Here is a 22,527-nt window from a genome sequence, read left to right as displayed (position 1 = left end):
ATGAGCCACGAGCTGCGCACGCCGCTCAACTCGCTGCTCATCCTGGCCCAGCTGCTGGCCCAGAACCACACGCGCAACCTGACGCCCAAGCAGGTCGAGTACGCCGAGATCATCCACTCGGCCGGCTCCGACCTGCTCCAGCTGATCAACGACATCCTCGACCTGTCCAAGGTCGAGGCGGGCAAGATGGACATCAACCCCGAACGCGTGCCGTTGCGCCAGCTCCTCGACTACGTCGAGGCCACGTTCCGGCCGATGACGTCGCAGAAGAGCCTCGACTTCACGATCACGAACGCCCCCGGCATCCCGGTGGAGGTCGTGACCGACGACTCGCGCCTGCGCCAGGTGCTGCGCAACCTGCTGTCGAACGCGGTCAAGTTCACCGAGACCGGCAGCGTCGAGCTGCGCATCGAGCCGGCCGCCCAGGAGGAGCTGCCCGCCTCGGTGCGCCAGCACGGCGCGGCCATCGCCCTGCGGGTGGTCGACACCGGCATCGGCATCGCCGCCCAGCAGCTGGAAGCCATCTTCGGCGCGTTCCAGCAGGCCGACGGCACCACCAGCCGCAAGTACGGCGGCACCGGCCTCGGCCTGTCCATCAGCCGCGAGATCGCCCACCTGCTCGGCGGCGCGATCGGGGCGCAGAGCACGCCGGGCCAGGGCAGCGTGTTCACCCTCTACCTGCCGATCGCCCGGCCGGACTTCATCGGGCTCTCCCCGAAGAAGGCCCTGGCCGACCCCTCGGTGATCGTCGAGGCCGCCCGCGTCGCCACGCCGGAGCAGGAGGCGGCCGCGCCGGCCAGGCCCCACCAGCCGCAGCCGCGCCGCCTGCTGGTCATCGAGGAACGGCCGCAGGGCCTGCTCTCGCACGTGGCCGAGAGCGTGGTGACGGAGCTGGCGCTGAGCAAGGACGAGACGATCGAGATCGTCACGGCCGCCGGAGCGCAGGAGGCCGCGGCCACGCTCGCCGCCGACCCCTGCCACTGCATCGTGCTCGACCTCGACCTGCCCGACCAGAGCGCCTACCGCCTGCTGGAGGCCATGGACGGCGACCAGGGCCTGAACTCGGTGCCGGTCCTGGCCTACAACAACTGGCGGGCCAGCTCCCAGCAGGCGGTGCCGTTGCAGACGCGCGAGGGCGGCCAGCCGCTGGAGCTGCTGTCCAGCCTTGACGAGCTGCGCGAGCGCATCGCCCTGCACCTGACCGCCGACCAGCCCGGCGACGTGCTGCCGCTGATCCGGGCCGGGAACGTCAACCAGGTCGCCGGGGCCGAGATCGACACCTCGCTGACGGGCCGGACCGTGCTGATCGTCGACGACGACGCCCGCAACCTGTTCGCGCTGACCAGCATGCTGGAGGTGCACGGCATCGACGTGCTGCACGCCGAGGACGGCCGCAAGGGCATCGACACGCTCGTCGCCCACCCGCAGATCGACCTGGTGCTGATGGACGTGATGATGCCCGAGATGGACGGCTACACCGCCACCGCCCGCATCCGCGCGATGGCCCAGTACGCCGACCTGCCCATCATCGCGGTCACGGCCAAGGCGATGCCGGGCGACCAGGAGAAGGCGCTGGCGGCCGGCGCGAGCGACTACGTGACCAAGCCCGTCGAGGCCGACCATCTCGTCGAACGCATCCGCCACTGGCTCGGCGCCTGACCCGTCCCCCTCAAGGAGCAACGCAGTGCACCAGCAGCACGATCCGGCGGCCGCCGTGCCGCCGGAGCGTACCGAGCCGCCCAACCTCGGCCGTCTGGCCGCGACGGTCGCCCGCCTGCACAACCAGATCCTGGAGGCCCAGCGGGCCGCCGAGGGCCGCGCCCTGGTCGAGGTGGCCAAGGGCGTGCTCGTCGAGCGCCTGCAGTGCAGTCTGGCCACCGCCGCCAGACAGCTCGCCACCCTGGCCGAACAGGCGGGCGTGACGCAGCTGGAACTGGCCGCCGACATCATCAACCAGGCCGCCCATGACCGCATCAGCGAGGCCGCCCGCGACTTCCTGGACTCGACCCGCGCCGAGGAGTCGGCGGAGGTGGCGGTGCGGCTGCGCACCGCCGAGAACGGGGCGCTGACCGCCACCGACGCGCAGGCCGTGGCGCAGTCGTTGCTGGAGCACGCCCTGTCCGCGCTCGGCGCGACGACGGTCGCCATCTGGGAGGCCGGGCCGGACGCGTCGCTCACCCTGGCCGGGTACGCGGGGCTGGCCGACGAGGAGGCCAGGCGCTGGCGTTACGTGCCGCCGGGCGTGGCCACGCCGGCCCGCCGCGCGCTGCTGGCCCGCGGCACGGTGTGGCTGGACGACCTGGCCGCCGTCGGCCTGCCCTCGATCGGGCAGCGACAGACCCCCGGCGCGCGGGCGACCGCCCCGGCCGGCACGGGCGGCCGGATCCTGGGCGTGCTGGAGATCGGCTGGCCGGACGCGAGGCCGCAGCCCGACCCGCGGGTCATCAAGCAGATCGAGGTGCTGGCCGACCTGTGCGCCCACACCTTCGAGACCGCCGACCAGGCGGTCCCCGAGCCCCAGGTCGTGCCCGAGCTGGTCGACCTGGCCGACGCGCTGCCGGACTCGACGCTGGTGCTGCGCCCGCAGCTGGGCACCGAGGGCCGGCTGACCGACTTCCGGATCGTGCACGCCAACCCCCGCTTCCTCGACCCGGCCGGGCGGCCGCGCGGCGAGGTCGTCGGGAGCCTGTTCCTGGAGGCGTACCCGCTGGCCGCCGAGGAGGGCGCGCTGCTGGCCAGGATCGAGCACGTGCACGCCACGGGCGAGACCTTCAGGGCCGAGAAGATGACGCTCACGGCCATGGTGGACCAGATCCCGCTGCACACCGTCGCGGGCGTCGCGATCATCCGGCTCGGTGACAGCGTGCTGCTCATCTGGCGGCTGCAGGACCAGGACACCCAGCTCGCCAACCTGCTCCAGCACGCCCAGCGTCTCGGGCGCATCGGCGGCTTCGAGGAGAACCTGCTCACCGGCGAGATCGTCTGGAGCGCCCAGCTCCACGACCTGTACGGCATGTCCCTCGACGAGCCGCCCATCCCGCTGGAACGCCTGGCCTCGCACGCCCACCCCGACGACGCCGTGGCCATCGGCCGGTTCGTCCGGGCCGTGCTGCACCACCGCCGTCCGGCCTCCACCGCCTACCGGCTGCAGCGGTCCGACGGCACCGTCCGGCACATCAGGGTGGTCGCCGAGCCCGTCTTCGACGACAGCGGCCTGCTGCTGTCCATCCGCGGCGCCTACCAGGACATCTCCTCCCAGCACTGGACAGAAGTGGCGCTGGCCGCCACCCGTGACCAGCTCGCCCACACCGAGCAGCAGGCCGCCGAGCGCAACCGGCTGGCCCTGCAGCTCCAGCAGGCGATCATGCCGCCGAGCCGGGAGCCGCTGGAGGCGTTCGACCTGCAGATCGCCGTACGCTACCGGCCGGCCGAGAAGGAGCACCTGGTCGGCGGCGACTGGTACGACGCGGTCGTGCTGCCCACCAAGCAGATCCTGCTGTCGGTCGGCGACGTCGCCGGGCACGGCATCGAGGCGGCTACCGGCATGGTCGTGCTGCGCAACGCGCTGCGCGGCCTGGCCGCCACCGGCGCCGGGCCGGCCCAGCTGCTGACCTGGCTCAACCTGGTCGCCCACCACCTGACCGCGAACGTCACGGCCACCGCGATCTGCGGGCTGTTCGACCCCCGCACCCGGGTGCTGCGCTACGCCAGGGCCGGGCACCTGCCGCCCATCCTGGTCCGCGACGGCCAGGCCAGGGAGCTCGACCTGACCAAGGGCCTGCTGCTCGGGGCGGTCGCCGAGGCCGAGTACGAGGAGACGCACGTCCAGCTCGCCTCCGACGACATCCTGCTCATGTACACCGACGGCCTGATCGAACGCCGGGACGTCAACCTGCACGAGTCCCAGCAGCGGCTCCTGGACACCGCCCGGCACCCCGCGGCCACCCTGGAGCAGCGCCTCGACCACCTGCTGACGCACAGCAACTCCGACACCGACGACGACACGTGCATCATCGGCGCCCGCCTCCAGTAGCCGTCCGCGCCGCGCCCGCCCCGGCCGCGCCCCGGGACGCCGGCCGGGGCGGGCGTTTGCCGGGCTTTCGTCTGGTAAGCAACCGTAGCCGGGTCCCCCGCCACGCCACACCCAGGCAGGACTGATCAGACCATGGGCATGGAACCGGAGCTACGCTGTCCCATCAGCACCGATCTCGACGCCATCCGCCGCCTCGTGCGCGACCACGCCGGCCGCGCCGGGCTGTCCGGTGAGCGCCTGGACAACTTCGTGCTGGCGGTCAACGAGGCGGTCACCAACGTCCTCGACCACGGCGGCGGCACCGGCACCGTGGTGGCCCGCACCGGCTCCGGCGGCGTCACGGTGGAGATCTCGGACGAGGCCGGCCGGCTCAGCGCCGCCCACCTGGCCGCGGCCGAACACGGCCGCGCCCACTCGGCGGGGTTCGGCTTCGGCCTGTGGCTGATCCAGCACCTGTGCGACCGCGTCGAGCTCGACCAGAGCCCGCGGGGCTCCCGGTTACGCCTGCACATGAGCGTGCGCACCGCCCACGACCGGCCGCCCGGCACCCTCGTCCATCAGGGCTGCGACCCCGCCGAGCCCGGCCCGGCCCGGCCGGATTTCCCGGAACCCTAGGATGAGGCAATTTCCCGGAACCCTAGGATGAGGCAATTTCCCGGAACCCTAGGATGAGGCAGGTGAAATACATGCTGCTCATCTACAGCAACCCCGCCGCCCAGCAGGCCGTCGCCGACGGGTTCGACCAGGTCATGGCCGAGGTCGACGCGCTCATGGCCGAGCTGGAGGCCAACGGCGAGCTGGCCGGGGGTCAGGCGCTGGGCGACCCCGCCTCCTCCAAGACCGTGATGGTGCGCGACGGCGTGCCCGCCGTCACCGACGGCCCCTTCCTGGAGGCCAAGGAGTACCTGGCGGGCTACCTGATCGTCGACTGCGCGAGCGTCGAGCGGGCCACCGAGATCGCCGCGCGCTGGCCGGACGCGCGACTGTGCGCCATGGAGGTGCGGCCCGTCATCGACGAGGTGGCGGAGTGATCGAAGGGCTGCTGCGCGAGCTGGCGCCGCAGGTGCTCGGCGTGCTCGTCCGCCGTTACGAGCAGTTCGACGCCTGCGAGGACGCCGTCCAGGAGGCCCTGCTCGACGCCGCCGTGCAGTGGCCCGAGCAGGGCGTGCCGGACAACCCGCGGGCCTGGCTGATCACGGTCGCCTCCCGCCGGGTCATCGACCACTTCCGCAGCGAGAGCGCGCGCCGGCGGCGGGAGGAGAGCGCGGCGGTAGCCGTCCCGGCCGACGAGTTCGTCGAGCCGGCGCCGGGCGAGGAGCGCACGCCGTCCAGCGACGACACGCTGACGTTGCTGTTCCTGTGCTGCCACCCGTCGCTGTCGGAGCCCTCGCAGCTCGCGCTCACGCTGCGGGCCGTGGGCGGCCTGACCACGGCGCAGATCGCGGCGGCGTTCCTGGTGCCGGAGGCGACGATGGCCCAGCGCATCAGCCGGGCCAAGCAGCGCATCAGGTCCACGGGGGTGCCGTTCGGGCCGCCGCCGGAGCCGGAGCGGGCCGAGCGGCTGCGCGTGGTGCTGCACGTGCTCTACCTGATCTTCAACGAGGGTTACACCGCCACCTCCGGGCCCGACCTGCAGCGGCCCGAGCTGACCGGCGAGGCGATCCGGCTGGCCCGGCTCGTCCACCGGCTGCTGCCCGGCGACGGCGAGGTCGCCGGGCTGCTGGCGCTCATGCTGCTGACCGAGGCGCGGCGGGCGGCGCGCACCGGGCCGGGCGGCTCGCTGGTGCCGCTGGCCGAGCAGGACCGCTCGACGTGGGACCGGCGGCTGATCGAGGAGGGCGTCGAGCTGGTCAGCAAGGCGCTGGCCACCAGCGCGCTGGGCCCGTACCAGTTGCAGGCGGCGATCGCGGCCGTGCACGACGAGGCGCCCACCGCCGCCGAGACCGACTGGCCGCAGATCCTGGCGCTCTACGGCGTGCTGGCCGGGCTGGAGGACAACCCGGTGGTCCGGCTCAACCAGGCCGTGGCCGCGGCCATGGTGCACGGGCCGCGGGCCGGGCTCGACCTGCTCGACGGCCTGGCCGCCGACGACCGGCTCGCGGGCCACCATCGGCTGGCCGCGGTCCGCGCCCACCTGCTGGAGATGGAGGGCGACGCGGAGGGGGCGGCGCTGGCCTTCCGCGAGGCGGCCCGGCGTACGCTCAGCCTGCCTGAGCAGCGCTATCTGGAGGGCAAGGCCGCCCGGCTGGCTTGACAACGATTTTTTTCGGTGCGATCGTTTCAGGCATGCACGAAGTGGCAGTGATCGAAGACGCGGCGGCCGCCGAGGCGTCGCTCGACCCGATGCGGTCGAAGTTGCTGGCCGAGCTGGTCGAGCCGGGCTCTGCCACGTCCCTGGCCGCCAAGGTGGGCCTGGCCCGGCAGAAGGTCAACTACCACCTGCGCACCCTCGAACGCCACGGGCTGGTCGAGCTGGTCGAGGAGCGCAGGAAGGGCAACGTCACCGAGCGCGTCATGCAGGCCGCGGCCGCCTCCTTCGTGATCTCCCCCACGGCCCTGGCCGCCGTGCAGCCCGATCCCGCCCGGTCCCCCGACCGGCTGTCGGCGCGCTGGTTGCTGGCCCTGGCGGCGCAGCTCGTCCGCGACGTCGGCACGCTGATCACCGGCGCGGCCAAGGCGCAGAAGAAGGTGGCCACGTTCGCCATCGACGGCGAGGTGCGCTTCGCCTCGGCCGCCGACCGGGCCGCGTTCGCCGAGGAGCTGACGCAGTGCGTGACCTCGCTGGTCAGCAAATATCATGACGAGTCCGCGGAAGGCGGGCGGGACCATCGTCTGATCGTCGCCGTGCACCCGTCCGTGAAGAAGGGCTCCTGAGGTGGGGCACGAGTTCGAGATCCCCCTGGAGTCCCTGGTCGAGGCGACGCCCGAGCAGGTGTGGGCGGCCATCACCACCGGGCCGGGCATCGACTCGTGGTTCATGGGCCGCAACGAGGTCGAGGGCGGCGCGATCCGCACCGCCTTCGCCGGGGCCGAGCTGCCCGAGTCCAGGGTGACCGCCGAAGACCCGCTCAAGCGTTTCGCCCACTCCGGCGTCCCGGGCCCCGACGGCCGGTTCGTGGCCTACGAGTTCCTGCTGGAGGGCCGCGGCCAGGGCAGCACCCTGCTCCGCATGGTCACCAGCGGCTTCCTGCCCGGCGACGACTGGGAGCAGGAGTACGAGGCGATGTCCACGGGCGTGGCCCTGTTCTTCGCCACGCTGACGGAGTACCTCGGCCACTTCGCCGGCCGGGCCGCGACCCCGCTCACCGAGGCCGGCCCGCCGGTGAGCGACTGGCCGCGCGCCTGGCGGGCCCTGTACGCCGCCCTCGGCGGCCGCCCCGAGCCCGGCGACGCCGTCCGGCTCGCGCCGCCCGGCCTGCCCCCGGTGCAGGGCGTGGTCTACTTCCGCAACGCCCAGACCGTCGGCGTGCGCGCCCCCGACGCCCTCTACCGGTTCGTCCAGGGCATGGGCGGCAGCATGCTGGCCATGCACCTGCTGTTCGGCGACCCCGCGGGTCAGGCTCCGGCCTGGCGGGCCTGGCTGGAGGATCTGCCCGCGGATCGGGCATGACTTCCGGATGAACGTGGTGGCGCTGTCCGACACCCACGCGCCCCGGCGGTGGCGCACCTGCCCGCCCCGGGTGGCCGAGCACCTGCGCGGGGCCGACGTCATCCTGCACGCCGGCGACGTCTGCGTGCGCTCGGTGCTCGACGAGCTGGCCGCCTACGCCCCGGTGCACGTGGTGAAGGGCAACAACGACGGCCCGGACGTGGTGGCGCCGGAGACGCTGGAGCTGACCCTGGAGGGCCTGCGGATCGGGATGATCCACGACAGCGGGCCCACCAAGGGCCGCCTGGCCCGGCTGCGCCGCCGCTTCCCCGAGGCCGCCCTGGTGGTCTTCGGCCACTCGCACATCCCGCTCGACGAGTCGGGCGAGGGGCTGCGCATCTTCAACCCCGGCTCCCCCACCGACCGCCGCCGCCAGCCGCACGGCACGATCGGGCTGCTGACCGTCGAGGACGGCGTGCTGACCCGCGCGGAGATCGTGCCCGTCAGCTGAGCGGCTCGACGGTGACGGGCACGCCGTTGAGCGCCGCCGTACCGGTGAGCTCGTCCAGGAGGCGGGGGTCGGTGAGGTCGTTGGCGCTGGCGCCGCCGAGCGTGGCCGCGACCGACAGCAGCACGCCCGGCCCGTCGTGGCCGTAGCCGTGGGGCAGGCTGACCACGCCGGGCATGACGTCCTCGCTCGCGCTGACCTCCACCGTCACCTCGCCGCTGCGGGAGCGCACCCGGACCGGCGCGCCGTCGGTGAGCCCGCGGGCGCGCAGGTCGGCGGGGTGCATGAGCAGGTGGTGCCGGGGGCGGCCCTTGGCCAGCCGGGCGGAGTTGTGCAGCCAGGAGTTGTCGTCGCGCAGGTGCCGGCGGCCGATCAGCAGCAGCCCGGGAGGGGCGGCGGTCAGCAGCTCGGCGCGGGCGCGGTCGAGCCCGTCGAGCAGGACGGGCGGCGCGGCCTGGACGCGACGGCCCGGCGTGCGCAGCCGGCCGGGCAGGCTCGGTTTGAGCGGGCCCAGGTCCAGCCCGTGCGGGTGGCGGCGCAACCGCGCCACGCTCAGCCGGTACGGCCCCGCCCGCAGCCCGAGGTCCACGATCCGCTCCGGCGAGAGCCGCAACATGAGCCGGTCGGACAGCGACCCGGCCCGGACCAGGCGGCGGTATCGCCGGGCCAGCTCGCGCAGGATCTCCCAGTCGTGCCGGGCGCCGGGTGTCCTGGGCAGCACGGCCGGGGTGTAGCGGGCGTGGTCGCGGACCGCGACGAGGTTGAAGACGAGGTCGTAATGGTCGCGTTCGAGCAGGTCGGTGGGCGGCAGGATGACGTCGGCGTGCCGGGTGGTCTCGTTGACGTAGAAGTCGAGGCTGACCATGAAGTCGAGCCCGGAAAGGGCCCGCGACAGCTCGTGCCCGCCGGGGGCCGAGCGCACCGGATTGCCGGCGATGGTCACCAGCGCCCGCACCTGCCCCTCGCCGGGCGTGCGGATCTCCTCGGCCAGCGCCGCGGCGGGCAGCTCGCCGCCGAACTCCGGCAGGCCGCGCACCCGGCTGCGCCACCTGCCCTCGTGCCCGGGGTCGATCAGGCGGTTGCGCACCGGGTCGACGGCCGGCCTGCTCATCAGCGTGCCGCCGGGCCGGTCGAGGTTGCCGGTGACCAGGTTCAGCAGCTGGATCCCCCACTGGCACAGGGTGCCGAACCGCTGGGTGGACACGCCGATCCGGCCGTAGGCGGCGGCGCCGGGGGCGGCGGCGAACTCGGCCGCGATCCGGGTGATCACCTCGGCCGGCACGCCGGTGACGGCCGCGGCCCGCTCCGGCGTGAACGCCTCCAGCGCCGGGGCCAGCCGGTCGAGCCCGTCCACGTAGGGCGCGGGACGGGCGGCGCCGCCGGCGACGATCAGTCTGACCATGGCCAGGATGAGCGCGGCGTCGGTGCCGGGGCGGACGAAGTGGTGCTCGTCGGCGAGGCGGGCGGTCTCCGTGCGGCGCGGGTCGAACAGCACCATCCGGCCGCCGCGGGCGCGCAGGTCGCGGATGCGCCGGACGACGCCGGGCGCGCTCATCACGCTGCCGTTGGAGACGGCCGGGTTGGCGCCGAAGGCCAGGAAGTAGGCCGTGCGGTCGATGTCGGGCACGGGGAGCAGCCACTGGCTGCCGTACAGGTGGCGGGCGACGTACTGGTGCGGGAGCTGGTCGAGGGAGGCGGCGGAGTAGCGGTTGCGGGTGCCCAGCAGGCGGGCGAACGGCGGCGCGTGCGTCAGCGCGCCCAGGCTGTGGACCACCGGGTTGCCGAGGTAGACGGCGACGGCGTCGGGGCCGTGCACGATGCGCGTCCCGGCCAGCCGGGCGGCGACCCGGTCGAAGGCGTCCGCCCAGGAGACCTCGCGCCAGCCGTCCGGGGTGCGGACCACGGGTCGGCGCAGCCGGTCGGGGTCCTCGCGCACGTCCTGCAGGGCCACGGCCTTGGGGCACAGGTGCCCGGCCGACAGCGGGTCGTCCTCGTCGCCGCGGATGCCGGTGATCCGGTCGCCGTCCAGGTCGACGCGCAGGCCGCACATGGCCTCGCACAGGTTGCAGGTCGCGAGCCGGGTCACCATGTGACCAGGCTATGAGCGGACGCGCCCGTCCCCGAGACGCCACCCCGGCGACCGTCCGGCAGGTCGGCGCGGTGTGCGCGGCTCGGGGCCGGTCAGGCGCCGCGGTCGCGGGTCAGGGCGCCGCCCGCCATCGGCGGCAGGGGCCGGTCGTGCAGCCACGCGGTCAGCAGCGCGCCGGCCGGGACGTGCCGCTCGGCGTGCGCGGCGAACTCCCGCGTGGTGACGCTGCCGTACCGGCGGCTGTCGGCCCAGGAGCGCAGGATCGTGAAGAACGCCTGGTCGCCGGCCGTCCGGCGCAGGGCGTGCAGGGTCAGCGCGCCGCGCTTGTAGACACGGTCGTCGAACAGCGTGGCCGGGCCGGGGTCGGCCAGCACGAAGTCCTGCGGCAGCGCGGCGAGCCTGCGGTGCCAGCGCAGCGCGTGCTCGTCCGCGGGCGGGCCGCCCGAGCGCTCCGACCACAACCACTCCGCGTACGTGGCGAACCCCTCCTGCAGCCAGATGTCGGCCCACCCCGCCACGGTGAGGCTGTTGCCGAACCACTGGTGGGCCAGCTCGTGCGCGACCAGCCGCTCGCAGCCGCGCGCGCCGTCGACGTGGTTCCTGCCGAAGATCGACATGCCCTGCGCCTCGACCGGGATGTCGAGGTCGTCGTCGGCCACGACGACGGTGTAGCCGCTGAACGGGTAGGGCCCGAACAGGTCGCCGAACAGCGCCATCATCTCGCCCTGGCGGCCGAAGTCGTGCCGGACGCGGGCGGCCAGCCGCGCGGGATGGGCCAGGCGCGTGCCGCCCGCCTCCGAGAGCTGGTAGCGGCCGATCTGCACGCTGGCCAGGTACGTCGCCATCGGCTCGGCCTGCTCGTAAACCCACGTCGTGGTCCCGGACGCCCGCCGCCGGGCGGTCAGCACGCCGTTGGCGATCACCTGGTACGCCGGCGCCGTGGTCACCGAGATCCGGTAGGCCGCCTTGTCGTCCGGCCGGTCGTTGCACGGGAACCAGGAGGGCGCGCCGATCGGCTGACCGGCCACGAGAGCGCCGTCGGTCAGCTCCTCCCAGCCGAGCCCGCCCCACGGGCTGCGCACCGGGACAGGCGTGCCCGCGTACCGCGCCTCGACGACGGCCCGCTCCCCGGCGGCCAGCGGGCCGGGCAGGGTGAGGCGCAGCTTGCCCTGGCCGTGCGTGTGGCGGACGGCCCGGCCGTCCACCGTGACGCCCTGCACGCGGAAGTGGCCGAGGTCGAGACCGAGGTCGGCGAGCGGCTCGGCGGCGCGGACCGTCAGGCGGGCCGTGCCGTCGAGCCGGTTGGCCGCGACCCGGTAGTGCAGCGCCAGGTCGTAGTGCTCGACCGCGTACCGCTGGTCGCCGTGCCCCGGGAAGTACGCCGTCATCGCCACGCCGAGACGGGGTTGCCGAACCACCGGCTGCCGCCGGGCAGCGCCTCGCCGCGCATGACCAGGGACGCCGGCCCGACCGTCGTGCCGGCGCCCACCCGCGCGGCGGGCAGGACGACGCCGTGCGGGCCGAGCGTCGCGCCGGCCTCCAGCGTCACCGTGTCGATGCTCATGACCCGGTCGTGAAACAGGTGCGTCTGGAGCACGCATCCCCGGTTGACGCACGCGCCGTCGCCGAGCGTCACCAGATCCGCCTCCGGCAGCCAGTACGTCTCGCAGGTGACCCCACGTCCGATGCGTGCCCCCAGGGAGCGCAGCCACACGTTCAGCGGGGCGGTTCCCAGCCACGGCTGGGCGAACCAGGGCGCGGCCAGCACCTCGACGAAGTTGTCCGCCAGCTCGTTGCGCCACACGAACGAGCTCCACAGCGGCCTGTTCCCGGCCCTGATCCGGCCGACCAGCGCCCATTTGGCGGCCGTCGCGACCGCCGCGGCGAGCACCCCGGCGGCCAGCACGACCAGCCCGCCCAGCGCGGCGGCCACGGCGAAGCCGTGACCCGCGGCCAGCCACTCGAACGCGGCCACCGCCAGCACGGCCAGCGCGACCACGCCCATCGCGGGCACCACCCGGCACACCTCGACCAGCGCCCGCGCCGCCCGGTACCGCGCGGGCGGGTCGTAGGTCCTGCTGCGGTCGGCCTCCTCGGCGGTGCGGCGCAGCTCCATGGGCGGCATGCCGACGTACGAGGAGCCCGACTTGGCCTTCTTGGGCGTCGCCGACAGCACGCCGACCAGGCCGTCCTTGGGCACCTTGCGGCCGGGGGCGGTCATCCCGGAGTTGCCGAGGAAGGCGCGCTTGCCGATCCGCGCCGAGGCCAGGCGCATCCAGCCGCCGTCCAGCTCGTACGGGGCCACCATGGTGTCGTCGGCCAGGAAGGCGCCGTCGCCGACGGAGGTCATCGTGGGCAGCGCGAGCACCGTGGACAGCTCGGCGCCGCGGCCCACCTTCATGCCGAGCGCCCGCAGCCAGACGGGCGTCAGGACGCTGGCGTACAGCGGGAACAGCCACACCCGGGCCGAGGCCATCAGCCGGCCGGTCACCCACGCCTGCCAGGCCGGACGGCTGTGCACCGGGTGGTGACCGGGGTGCAGCCCGAGGCCGAGCAGCCGCACGCCGGCCAGCGTGACCAGCGCGAAGAAGGCCATGCCGGCGACCGTGGCCAGGGGCACGGCGGCCAGGGCGGCGGCCAGCGCGCCGCCGAGCGTGGGCTCGTCCCCGGCGAAGGCGGCCAGGACGGCGAGCGCGACACCGGCCGCGGCCACCGGGAGCAGGCTGAGCACGATCGCGCTCACCCCGTACAGCGCGACCCACGGGCGCGAGCGGGCGGCGCGTTCGGCCGGCCGGGAACGGCGCGGCTTGCCCTGCCGGAAGGCCGGGACGCCGGCCCAGCGCTCACCCGACGGGACCGTCCCGGCCACCGCGGAGCCGGGGGCGACCTGCGCGTTCTTGCCGACGCGCGCGCCGGGCAGCAGGGTCGAGCGGGAGCCGACGGTGGCGCCCGCGCCGATGCGGATCTCGCCGACGTGCAGCACGTCGCCGTCGTACCAGTGGCCGGACAGGTCGACCTCCTGCTCGACGGAGGCGCCCCTGCCGAGCTTGAGCAGGCCGGTGATCGGCGGGGGCGAGTGCAGGTCGGCGTCCGGGCCGACGGTGGCGCCGAGCAGCCGGGCGTACCAGGCCATCCACGGCGCGCCGGCCAGGTCGGGCACGCCGAGCCGTTCGGCGAACCGCTCGGCGAACCACAACCGCAGGTGCACGCCGCCGCCGCGCGGGTGGGCGCCGGGGCGCACGCCGCGCAGCAGCAGCCGGGCGACCGCCGCCGACAGGCCCATGCGTCCCATGGGGGTGACGAACGCCAGCGCGCCAAGCGTCACCCACCACCACGACAGCCGCGGCGCCCACGGCGGGGCCAGCACATTGCCGAGGGCGGCCAGCGGAACGACCCAGCGCAGCGCGCCCACGGTGAGCAGCGGGATCATGAGCGCGGTCTGCGCCAGCGCGGCGCGGGCCGGCATGGGGGCGGCCGCGGCGTGCGCGGGAGCCGGCGTCCCGCCCCTGGCGGCCAGCAGCTCGGCCAGCCCGGCGAGGGTCGGGTGGGCGTAGACGTCGCCGACGGCCACGTCGGGGTGGGTGGCCCGGAGCACGGAGACCAGGCGGGCGGCGGCCAGGCTGGTGCCGCCGTCGGCGAAGAAGTCCGATCCGGGCCCTTCCGGGCGCACGCCGAGGATCTCGGTCCACTGCGCGGCCAGCAGCGCCTCGGCCGGGGTCAGGGCGGTGTCCGCGGGGGCCGGGCCGTCCAGCGGCCACGGGAGCGCGTCCCGGTCGATCTTGCCGGAGGTCCTGGTGGGCAGGGCGTCCACGGGGGCCAGGCGGGGCACGAGCGCGGCGGGCAGCGAGCCGGCCAGCAGCTCGCGGGCCCGTCCGGCGTCGAAGCCGGGACCGGTGACGACGTAGCCGACGAGCACCTGGTGGCCGCCGCCCGCGGTGCGGACGGCCGCGGCCGCGCCGGTGACGCCCGGCAGCGCGTTCAGCGCGGCGTCCACCTCGCCGAGCTCGATCCGGCGTCCGCCCAGTTTCACCTGGTCGTCGGCGCGGCCGGCGAAGACGAGGCCCTCGGGCTCGGCGCGGACGAGGTCGCCGCTGCGGTAGGCGCGCGCCCAGCCCAGGGACGGCAGCGGCGCGTACTTCTCGGCGTCCTTGGCCGGGTCGAGGTAGCGGGCCAGGCCCACGCCGCCGATGATCAGCTCGCCGGTCTCGCCCATGGCGACCGGCTCGCCCGCGCCGTCCACGACCGCCAGGTCCCAGCCGTCCAGGGGCAGGCCGATGCGTACGGGCCCCTCGCCCGTCAGGCGGGCGGCCGAGGCCACCACGGTCGCCTCGGTGGGCCCGTAGGTGTTCCACACCTCGCGGCCGGGCACGGCCAGCCGTTCGGCCAGCTCGGGCGGGCAGGCCTCGCCGCCGAAGATGAGCAGCCGGATGCCGTCGAGGTGCGCGGCGGGCCAGAGCGCGGCCAGCGTCGGCACGGTCGAGACGGCGGTGACGCCCTGCCCGGCCAGCCAGGGGGCCAGGTCCATGCCGGTGCGCACGAGCGCCCTGGGGGCGGGCACCAGGCAGGCGCCGTGCCGCCAGGCCAGCCACATCTCCTCGCAGGAGGCGTCGAAGGCCACCGACAGCCCGGCCAGCACCCGGTCGCCCGGGCCGAGCGGCCGCTCCTGGAGGAAGAGCCCGGCCTCGGCGTCGGCGAACGCGGCGGCCGAGCGGTGCGTCACCGCCACGCCCTTGGGCCTGCCGGTGGAGCCGGAGGTGAAGATGATCCAGGCGTCGTCGTCCGGGGTGGGCCGCTCGGGCGTGGCGGCCGTGGCCGCCCGGCGGACCCGCGGGACCGGGCCGCCGACGAGCACGGCGTCCACGGCGGCCTCGGCGAAGACGAGTTCGGCGCGTTCGTCCGGGTCGTCGGCGTCCACGGGGACGTACGCGGCGCCGGCCGCGAGCACGGCGAGGATGGAGACGTACAGCTCGGCGGTGCCGGAGGCGATGCGCACGCCCACCCGGGAGCCGCGCCCGACGCCGGCCGCGGCCAGCTCGGCGGCGACCCGGCCGACTTCGGCCCGCAGCGACCGGTAGTCCAGGCAGACGGCGCCGTCGTCCAGCGCGGGCGCGCCGGGGTGGCGGCGGGTAGTCTCGTCGAGGATGTCGATCAGGGTGCGGGGCGGCGCGGCCAGCACGCCCGCCGGGTAGACCGCCGACGCGGTCCTGAATCCTAAGTCTGCCGAGTCGGTGCGCAAACGCTGCTCCTTCGGTCGGGCGGTCGGCCCCGGCCCGTCAATGCCGCGGGCTGCCACTGGCGTGGCGTTCGCGCCACCTCCGTTCGCAACGGTCGGCGATTCGCCAACTATTCCACGATGTGACGGAGATCGCCGTGCCCGGCGGGGGCCGGGCGGGTCAGCGCAGCCAGGCGTCGACGGCGGCCAGCAGGTCCGCCTTGAGGGCGTCCGGGGCGAAGGAGGCCCTGATCGAGGCGCGGGCCAGCTCGGCCAGGACGTCGTCGCCGTACCCGAAGACCTCGCGCAGCCGCAGGTACTCCTCGGCCAGCCCCGTCTCGCCGTCGGTGTTGACCGTGACCGCGAGCCCGGCCTCGCGCAGGCGCGGCAGCGGGTGCTCGGCCAGCGACGGCACCAGCCCGAGCAGCACGTTCGACGTGGGGCAGACCTCCAGCGGGACGCCCCGCTCGCGCACCTCGGCGACCAGCGCCGGGTCGTCCAGCACCCGGATGCCGTGGCCGAGCCGCTCGGTGCGGCCGAGGTCCAGCGCCTCGCGGATGCTCGCCGGCCCGGCCGCCTCGCCCGCGTGGTGCACCAGGTGCAGGCCCGCGTCCCCGGCCGCGGCGAACACCTCGGCGAAGGGGGCCAGCGGATGGGCCTCGTCGCCCGCGAGCCCGAGCCCGATCACCTCGTCGTAGCGGGTGGCCAGCTCGTACGTCCGCCACAGCCGCTCCAGGGGCCGCCGCCTGGAGTGGTCGAGCAGCACGCGGGCCTCGATGCCGTACCGCCTGCCCTCGGCCAGGCCGTCGAGCACCGCCTCCAGCGGCATCTCCGGAGCGCCCAGCCGTTCGCCGTGGGCGGCGGCGGTGAAGGTGACCTCGACGTAGCGGGTGCCCTGGGCGGCCTCGTCCTCGCAGAACTCCAGGGCGAGGCGCCGGAAGTGCTCGGGGGTGCGCAGCAGGTTGCGCACCTTGGCCCGCTGGTCGGCGAACTCGCGGAAATCGGCGAACGGGCCGTCGGGCTCGGGCGGGCCGCCCAGTTCGCGCACGGTCGCGGGCCGTACGGTGCTCTCCAGGTGGACGTGCAGGTGGGCCTTGGGCAGCAGGCGGAGGTCTCTCACTCTCCGGGAGGTTAGCGCCGGGTGATGCGGATTTTCGACTGCTTATGCGGGCCCTGCTCCCAGTCGTCCATGAACGTCGCTTTCAGTCCGTATTTGCGGGCCAGCTCGACCAGCGTCTCGGTGCGGTAGTAGAAGTCCTCGCGCAGGACGTGGTGCTCCTCGCCCTCGGTCCGGTCGAAGGTGAAGTCGAACCAGCCGTCCGGTTTCATGACGCGGCCCACGTTGGCGAAGCACTCCTCGATGACCTCGATCGGCGAGTGCGAGAAGACGCTGTGGGCGTGCACGACGTCGAAGTACTCGTCCGGCAGGAACGCCAGCCGCAGGTCGCGCACCGGCGCCAGATAGGGCAGCTTGTCCTGAAGGGCGTGCTTCTCGATCGTGTCCTGGGCGGCCAGCAGGATGTCGGGCGAGATGTCGATGCCGTAGTAGTTGCCGGTGAACAGGTAGCCGATGAACAGCCGGCCGGCGCGCAGGTTGCCGCAGCCGATCTCCAGCATCCGGCAGTCGGGCTTGAGCCCGTGCTCCACCAGGTAGTCGAACTGCATGCGTCCCAGGGCGAGCCAGCGCCGGTGCCGGTGCGACCCCACGGCGCCCTCGGGGTCGCGGGCCGTGTCGGACCTCATGACGGCGCGGTAGTAGGTGACGTGGTCGGGGCTGCGGAGCCGGAACCAGGTGTCGCGGGCCAGCCGGCGCAGGTGGGGAGCGATCCTGTGGGGGTGCCGGAACGCGTAGGCGGCCTGGTGGACGAGGCTCGTACGGGAGCGTTTCACGTTGGGCAGAGTAGGTCCGGCCCACCCGGCCCGCTCCAGGCTCCACACACTCCAGAGCGCCCCTTTACCTGCCCTTTCCCACCCCTGGACCGCTCTCCCCGTGGGCGACGGGGGACGTCGCCGCGGCACGCGGGTGCTCGGGTGGCCGTCGCCGGGGTGGACGGAGGTCGTGCCTGTCGCGGGTCGCGCCGGCGTCGCGGCGGCTGGTTCGGTCGACGAGGCGGTGACGCTCCACGTCCACGCGGCGAGCCGTGCTCGGCGTGTCGCGTGATGCTGCTCCCGGGCGCCAACGATCGGCTCCGGCAGCGGCGTTGTGGGCGGGGCTGTCAGCTCAGGTAGTCGCGCAGCGCCATGGCCCGGGAGGGGTGGCGCAGCTTGGACATGGTCTTGGCCTCGATCTGCCGGATGCGCTCACGGGTGACGCCGTAGACGCGGCCGATCTCGTCGAGGGTGCGCGGCTTGCCGTCGGCCAGGCCGTAGCGCATCGTGATCACGCCCGCCTCGCGTTCGGAGAGCTGGTCGAGCAGGCTGTGCAACTGCTGCTGCAGCAGCGTGAAGGAGACCGCGTCGGCCGGGGAGACGGCCTCGGTGTCCTCGATCAGGTCGCCGAACTCGCTGTCGCCCTCCTCGCCGAGCGGCGTGCTGAGGGAGATCGGCTCCCGGCCGTAGCTCTGCACCTCCGACACCCGCTCGACGTCGAGATCGGTCTCGGCGGCGATCTCCTCGGGGGTGGGCTCGCGGCCCAGGTCGGACTGCAGGCGGCGCTGCACGCGGGCCACCTTGTTGATCAGCTCGACCATGTGGACGGGGATGCGGATCGTCCGGGCCTGGTCGGCCATGGCACGGGTGATGGCCTGCTTGATCCACCAGGTGGCGTAGGTGGAGAACTTGTAGCCGAGCCGGTAGTCGAACTTCTCGATCGTCCGGATCAGGCCGAGGTTCCCCTCCTGGATCAGGTCGAGGAAGAGCATGCCGCGGCCGGTGTAACGCTTGGCGATGGAGACGACGAGCCGGAGGTTGGCCTCCAGCATGCGGCGCTTGGCACGAAGGCCGTCGTCGGCGATCCACTCCAGGTCGGCACGCAGGTCGGAGGGCAGGCCAGGCTCGCTGTCGAGCCGTTCCCTGGCGAACAGGCCGGCCTCGATGCGCTTGGCGAGCTCGATCTCCTGCTCGGCGGTGAGCAGCGGGACGCGCCCGATCTCCTTCAGGTAGGTCTTGACCGAGTCGGCGCCGACGGCCGTGCCACCGTCGGCGATGGTGTCGTCCAGTTCGAGAACCTCTGCTGCTTGGGACAAAATTCTCTCCTCGCTCGCGTTGGGTGGACGCTCAGTGACTGAGCCGGCCTGCGGGCAGGGCCGGCGGGAAACGTAGCGGGCCGATAGGCGTCGGGACCTTCAGGGCATGAGGGAACGGAAGAAGCGGGGCCTGGCAGGGCCGTCTCTGACCAGGCTACCCAACACTTCCTCGAACGTGGCTTCGACGAAAACACGATCACCGCTGACCCGCCGCCCACATCCACCCCCTGACCAGCGCCCCGACCCCGTCCCCTCGCCTTCACCTCCTCCGATCGACGGCACTCCAGAAGACGCCCGCCCTCTCGCCCTGGTTCATGGCGACGGGCGCCCCACCTGAACATCCCCGTTGCGACGCCATGATCACGTGCGGTATTGATCACGGATGTCCTTGATACGGGTGATCACGGCCGTGGCCGAGCTGCTCGACAAGACCTCGCGGATGCGTCCGGGCCGCTCGTGGGACGATCCCGCGCTGGAGCAGGCGCTGCGCCAGGTGCGGGCCGGGCGGCTGGAGGCCGGCCTGGAGCTGGTCCGCCAGGCGCGCGACGACCACGAGTCGCGGGCGCTGCGCGTCGAGCAACTGGGGATCGCCGCCCGCGCGCACACCGAGGCGCTGCTCCGGCTGGCCGGCGACGACCCCGACGCGTTGCTCTGGCTCGGCGCCGCCCGGATCCAGCAGGCGTGGGCGATCCGCGGCGGCTCCTCCGCCGCGCACGTGAGCGACCAGCGCTTCGCCCGCTTCCACGAGGTGCTGGCGCACGCCGCCGCCCCGCTGCGGCAGGCCGCCGAGGCCCGTCCGGACGATCCCGTTCCGTGGGAGCGGCTGCAGTGGCACGCGCTCGGCGCGCAGGCCGGCCGGCAGGAGCTCGACCGCCTCTGGACGGAGCTGACCGCCCGCGCCCCGCACCTGTATGCCGGGCACCGCACCCGCGTCCAGGTGCTGTGCGCCAAGTGGCACGGCTCCGACGGCGAGGTGCTGGCCTTCGCCCGCCACGCGGCGGACGCGGCGCCGCCGGGCGACCCGGTGACGGCGACGCTGGCGCTGGCCCACTTCGAGGTCGTGTGGAGCCGGATCGGCGAGTCGGAGCGTACGGCGCGGCAGGTTCTCGAAGGCTACTTCGGTGACCCTGAGGTGGCCGGCCCGCTGGTGGCGGCGGCCGGCAAGTGGCGCGAGGGCGGCCGGCCGCATCCGCGGGCGCTGGACGCCGCGCACCTGTTCGGCGCGGCGCTCTACCACGGCGGCCACCTCACCGGCGCGCAGCGCCTGCTGGAGGGCGTGGGCCGGCGCATGCCGGAGACCCAGCCGTGGGCGGTCGGCAGCCTGCTGCCGGGCCGCCACTACGCCCGCGTGCGGCGGGACCTCGGCCTCGCCTAGCCTGGCACGCCCGCGCGCCTGCTGAGCGTGAGCAGCGCTCGCGGGTCGAGGGAGGCGCGAGCGCTTCACCAGGTGGGACGGCAAGGTGCGGGTGACGGCCCCACCCGCCAAGCAGGTCTACTCGCGCGGCAGGAGCGGCAGCTGACTCGCGCCTGCCGCAGCCGGTGGCGGACTCTTCACGGTGTTGCCTGGCGGCATCACCCCCACGGCGTCCGCGACCGGCCAGAACCGCGGCGAACGGCACCCACATGTGCCTCTCTCCGGGCGGCCGTCATTTACCCGGAAGAAAGGAGGCTTTCCAGTGTCCGCGGCAGTGGATACACCCGTTCGGCGGGGAGCAGCCGCTGGGCCTTGGCGGCGTGTCCGGTTTGCGTCAACACCGTGGCCTTGCGGACCTGAGGAGTCAGGTCGGTGAGGCTGACGATCCAGTCGTCGGTGAAGGTGCGGATCAGCCTGCGGCCGATGCCGACCTGGATGCTGTAGTGGTTCAGTGCCGCGCCGCGCGACGAACGTTCCGGGTCCCACTGGACATGTACGGCCGCCTCGGCCACAGCCGCCGGATCCGCGGTCGTGAGCACGGCCTGGGACAAGGCCTCCTCCCACCCCTGCCGGGTCATCCGCACTGCGAGAACGCGCTCCTGACCGGGTTTGCGGGCCCAGTTGCTGCGATGCATGAGCCACAGGAACGAGGGCTTGATCCAGGTCATCCGGTGAAACGAGAACGGCGCAACGAAACGGCCCGCTCGCAGCGCCGCGTCGGCGATGGCAGGCGCGTACGCCTGGTAGACCACGATCGTGTCAGCGTCGTAGTCCGCGCGAATCTGGTACTGGGGTGCCATGCGCTGCACCCTGCCATCAGGCGCACTCACATCGCGAAGCCTTTTCGCCTCCGGTCAGAGCGACTCGCTGACGGCTGTTTCGAGCGATTCGATCCAGGACGCGAAGTCCGCGGCCACGACGTCGAAGCCCGCAGGGTCCAGATCGCCCAGATCGGAGGAGAACACGGCGGAGTCCGGGTCGTCGGCACGCAGCAGGAATCCGCAGCCGCCGCTGTCGTCGCCGACGAGGAGGAGTCCTGGCGCATACCGCGCGACCTCGTGAGTGGCGTTGCGTTCACCGATGTCCCCCGCCGAGTACACCACCACACCGGACTCCGTGTGCAGGCCGTCCCGCACCCGCCACAGCGCCACCAGCGGAGCCGGAAGGCTCGCGGCTGCGACCAGCGCTCTCGCGACCAGCCCTACTGGCCGGCTGACCGCGGCGAACCGAAGCCGGCGTCCGATCTCGCCTTCCAGCGCTTCTGTTCTTCGAGCCAGTGCACGTAGCGCGGCGAGGCGTTACGCAGGTCGACGCTGAGGGGATAGGGGTCGTGCTCGTCCAGGAGCAGCATGCGCAGGAATTCGACCATGCCGCAGGGGAAGAGCGTGAAGTCCTCGCGGGTGTGCCGGCCGCAGACCAGGACGGGCCACCGGTCGGGGTCGGGGTCGGTGGTCAGCCAGCACAGGATGTCGGGGCCCGAAGTGATGCCCCAGGCGAGGATGTGGTCCGGGTCGATGTCGAGCCCTTCCTGACCGCCCAGCATCTTCCAGATGTCACGGGCGTTCTCCGTCTCCTCCTCGAACGTCCCGGGGTCCCACTGGATGTACTCCTTGGGCAGCGGCATGAGGATGCCGACCTCGGCGAACGAGCCGGCGCCATAGACGGACATGAAGGCCATGTAGTCACGCGGGAACCGCGTGCCCCACCGCGCCTCCGCCGCCGACCAGTCGATCTCCTCGTCCGCGCCGAGATCCGGAGGCAGGATCTCGGTCAGCGCTGCGATGCCCGTCGGGTCTTCCACGGCAATCCCTTCGACGACGTGGCCGGGGAGTCTACGAGGTCACACCGACACAACGCCGCGACGGGGTCGGTCGCACCGGGACCTAGAGGTGACCTAGAGGGCCGGCCATGCCCCGCGGCCCAACAGGTCGAGGACGAGTGCCGCGATGTTCCACGCGTCGTCCTCGCCGCGGTGATGGCGTCCCTCCAGCGGCAGTCCGGCGATCCGCAGAGCGTGATCCATGCCGGGTTTCCTGGGCAGCCCGTACGCCGCCGCGAACACGGCCTTGGCGTTGGTGTGGGTGCGTTCCGTCGGATAGCCGAACGGATAAGCCACCCCGTCGGCCCGACTCTGCCGAGCGAACTGCCGGCGGTCGTACTCGCCCCAGCTCGCCCACGGACGCTCCCCGGCGTCGTGCTCCTCGGCAAGGATCCGGCATGCCTCGGCGAAGGTGACGCCCTGTTCCACCTCGGCTTGCGTCAGGCCGGTCAGTTCCGTGCAGAAGTCACTCACCGCCGATCGGACCGGCCGGACCAGGATGCGGTGCCGGGAGACCCTGCGCCGTGCCGACACGTCCACGACGGTGAGGCCGATCTCGATGATCTCGTTGACGGAGCCGGGCGGCGGCTGTCCGTCCCAGCAGGTGGCTTCCACGTCGATGACGTTCAACAGGCGGCGCATGGCCCGAGGGTAGGGACGCGCACCCGGTTCCGGCAC

General features: G+C 73.7%; 18 protein-coding genes and 1 pseudogene. 9 read left to right on the top strand and 10 right to left on the bottom strand.

Going from position 1 to position 22,527, the window contains the following annotated elements:
- From AB0J71_RS31225 to AB0J71_RS31190, 8 genes are all read left to right on the top strand, one after another.
- A partial coding sequence (locus AB0J71_RS31225; protein ID WP_364417321.1) for a response regulator occupies positions 1-1,659 on the top strand: 1,659 nt, incomplete at its 5' end.
- A gap of 25 nt (positions 1,660-1,684) precedes the next feature.
- Positions 1,685-4,033 carry a SpoIIE family protein phosphatase gene (locus tag AB0J71_RS31220; protein ID WP_352330563.1) on the top strand — a complete coding sequence of 783 codons (2,349 nt, stop codon included), beginning with the start codon at positions 1,685-1,687 and terminating at the stop codon, positions 4,031-4,033.
- Between the two features lie 138 nt (positions 4,034-4,171).
- On the top strand, positions 4,172-4,648 hold the full coding sequence (locus tag AB0J71_RS31215) for an ATP-binding protein (RefSeq protein WP_352331475.1): 477 nt from the start codon (positions 4,172-4,174) through the stop codon (positions 4,646-4,648).
- Between the two features lie 71 nt (positions 4,649-4,719).
- On the top strand, positions 4,720-5,064 hold the full coding sequence (locus AB0J71_RS31210; RefSeq protein WP_352331477.1) for a YciI family protein: 345 nt from the start codon (positions 4,720-4,722) through the stop codon (positions 5,062-5,064).
- Positions 5,061-6,287, top strand: a complete 1,227-nt coding sequence (locus tag AB0J71_RS31205) for a sigma-70 family RNA polymerase sigma factor (protein WP_364417319.1) — start codon at positions 5,061-5,063, stop codon at positions 6,285-6,287. Before AB0J71_RS31210 ends, AB0J71_RS31205 begins: the two co-directional genes overlap by 4 nt.
- A gap of 32 nt (positions 6,288-6,319) precedes the next feature.
- A complete protein-coding gene (locus AB0J71_RS31200) occupies positions 6,320-6,907 on the top strand; it encodes a helix-turn-helix domain-containing protein (RefSeq protein WP_352329958.1) in 588 nt (195 codons plus the stop codon).
- Position 6,908: 1 nt separating this feature from the next.
- On the top strand, positions 6,909-7,643 hold the full coding sequence (locus AB0J71_RS31195; RefSeq protein ID WP_352329956.1) for an SRPBCC domain-containing protein: 735 nt from the start codon (positions 6,909-6,911) through the stop codon (positions 7,641-7,643).
- Between the two features lie 7 nt (positions 7,644-7,650).
- Entirely contained in the window at positions 7,651-8,133 is a 483-nt protein-coding gene (locus AB0J71_RS31190) for a metallophosphoesterase family protein (RefSeq protein ID WP_364417317.1), read from the top strand.
- Here AB0J71_RS31190 and AB0J71_RS31185 read toward each other — a convergent pair.
- The 6 genes and pseudogenes from AB0J71_RS31185 to AB0J71_RS31160 all read right to left on the bottom strand — a co-directional run.
- Positions 8,126-10,219, bottom strand: coding sequence for a molybdopterin-dependent oxidoreductase (locus tag AB0J71_RS31185; RefSeq protein WP_352329953.1), 2,094 nt, complete (start codon positions 10,217-10,219; stop codon positions 8,126-8,128). The two genes, AB0J71_RS31190 and AB0J71_RS31185, sit on opposite strands and share 8 nt — an antisense overlap.
- Before the next feature lie 92 nt (positions 10,220-10,311).
- A complete protein-coding gene (locus tag AB0J71_RS31180; RefSeq protein WP_364417325.1) occupies positions 10,312-11,607 on the bottom strand; it encodes a M1 family metallopeptidase in 1,296 nt (431 codons plus the stop codon).
- Complete coding sequence (locus AB0J71_RS31175; RefSeq protein WP_364417315.1) at positions 11,604-15,455, bottom strand: Pls/PosA family non-ribosomal peptide synthetase; 3,852 nt, start codon at positions 15,453-15,455, stop codon at positions 11,604-11,606. Before AB0J71_RS31175 ends, AB0J71_RS31180 begins: the two co-directional genes overlap by 4 nt.
- A gap of 157 nt (positions 15,456-15,612) precedes the next feature.
- Positions 15,613-16,551 carry an adenosine deaminase gene (add, locus tag AB0J71_RS31170; protein WP_352326525.1) on the bottom strand — a complete coding sequence of 313 codons (939 nt, stop codon included), beginning with the start codon at positions 16,549-16,551 and terminating at the stop codon, positions 15,613-15,615.
- A gap of 11 nt (positions 16,552-16,562) precedes the next feature.
- Positions 16,563-17,321, bottom strand: a complete 759-nt coding sequence (locus AB0J71_RS31165; RefSeq protein ID WP_352326527.1) for a class I SAM-dependent methyltransferase — start codon at positions 17,319-17,321, stop codon at positions 16,563-16,565.
- A gap of 326 nt (positions 17,322-17,647) precedes the next feature.
- Positions 17,648-18,550: pseudogene (locus AB0J71_RS31160) on the bottom strand (RNA polymerase sigma factor); the annotation flags it as partial.
- Positions 18,551-18,998: 448 nt separating this feature from the next.
- On the opposite strand from AB0J71_RS31160, the gene AB0J71_RS31155 reads away from it, so the two are divergent.
- Complete coding sequence (locus tag AB0J71_RS31155) at positions 18,999-19,991, top strand: hypothetical protein (protein ID WP_352326529.1); 993 nt, start codon at positions 18,999-19,001, stop codon at positions 19,989-19,991.
- Positions 19,992-20,266: 275 nt separating this feature from the next.
- Here AB0J71_RS31155 and AB0J71_RS31150 read toward each other — a convergent pair whose 3' ends face one another.
- The 4 genes from AB0J71_RS31150 to AB0J71_RS31135 all read right to left on the bottom strand — a co-directional run bounded on the left by AB0J71_RS31150 (position 20,267) and on the right by AB0J71_RS31135 (position 22,491).
- Positions 20,267-20,830 carry a DUF4291 domain-containing protein gene (locus AB0J71_RS31150; RefSeq protein WP_364417312.1) on the bottom strand — a complete coding sequence of 188 codons (564 nt, stop codon included), beginning with the start codon at positions 20,828-20,830 and terminating at the stop codon, positions 20,267-20,269.
- A gap of 54 nt (positions 20,831-20,884) precedes the next feature.
- Complete coding sequence (locus AB0J71_RS31145; protein WP_364417310.1) at positions 20,885-21,181, bottom strand: hypothetical protein; 297 nt, start codon at positions 21,179-21,181, stop codon at positions 20,885-20,887.
- A gap of 50 nt (positions 21,182-21,231) precedes the next feature.
- The gene (locus tag AB0J71_RS31140) at positions 21,232-21,831 is read right to left on the bottom strand and encodes an SMI1/KNR4 family protein (RefSeq protein WP_352326534.1); all 600 of its coding nucleotides are present in this window, start codon (positions 21,829-21,831) and stop codon (positions 21,232-21,234) included.
- Positions 21,832-21,924: 93 nt separating this feature from the next.
- Positions 21,925-22,491: a 3'-5' exonuclease gene (locus tag AB0J71_RS31135; RefSeq protein WP_364417308.1), complete on the bottom strand. Its 567-nt coding sequence runs from the start codon at positions 22,489-22,491 to the stop codon at positions 21,925-21,927.
- Positions 22,492-22,527 lie beyond the last annotated feature (36 nt).

The organism is Nonomuraea sp. NPDC049637, from assembly GCF_040675235.1.
Taxonomy (GTDB): domain Bacteria; phylum Actinomycetota; class Actinomycetes; order Streptosporangiales; family Streptosporangiaceae; genus Nonomuraea.
The sequence above is the reverse complement of the archived record's forward strand: the minus strand, read 5'-3'. Positions and strand labels throughout refer to the sequence as shown.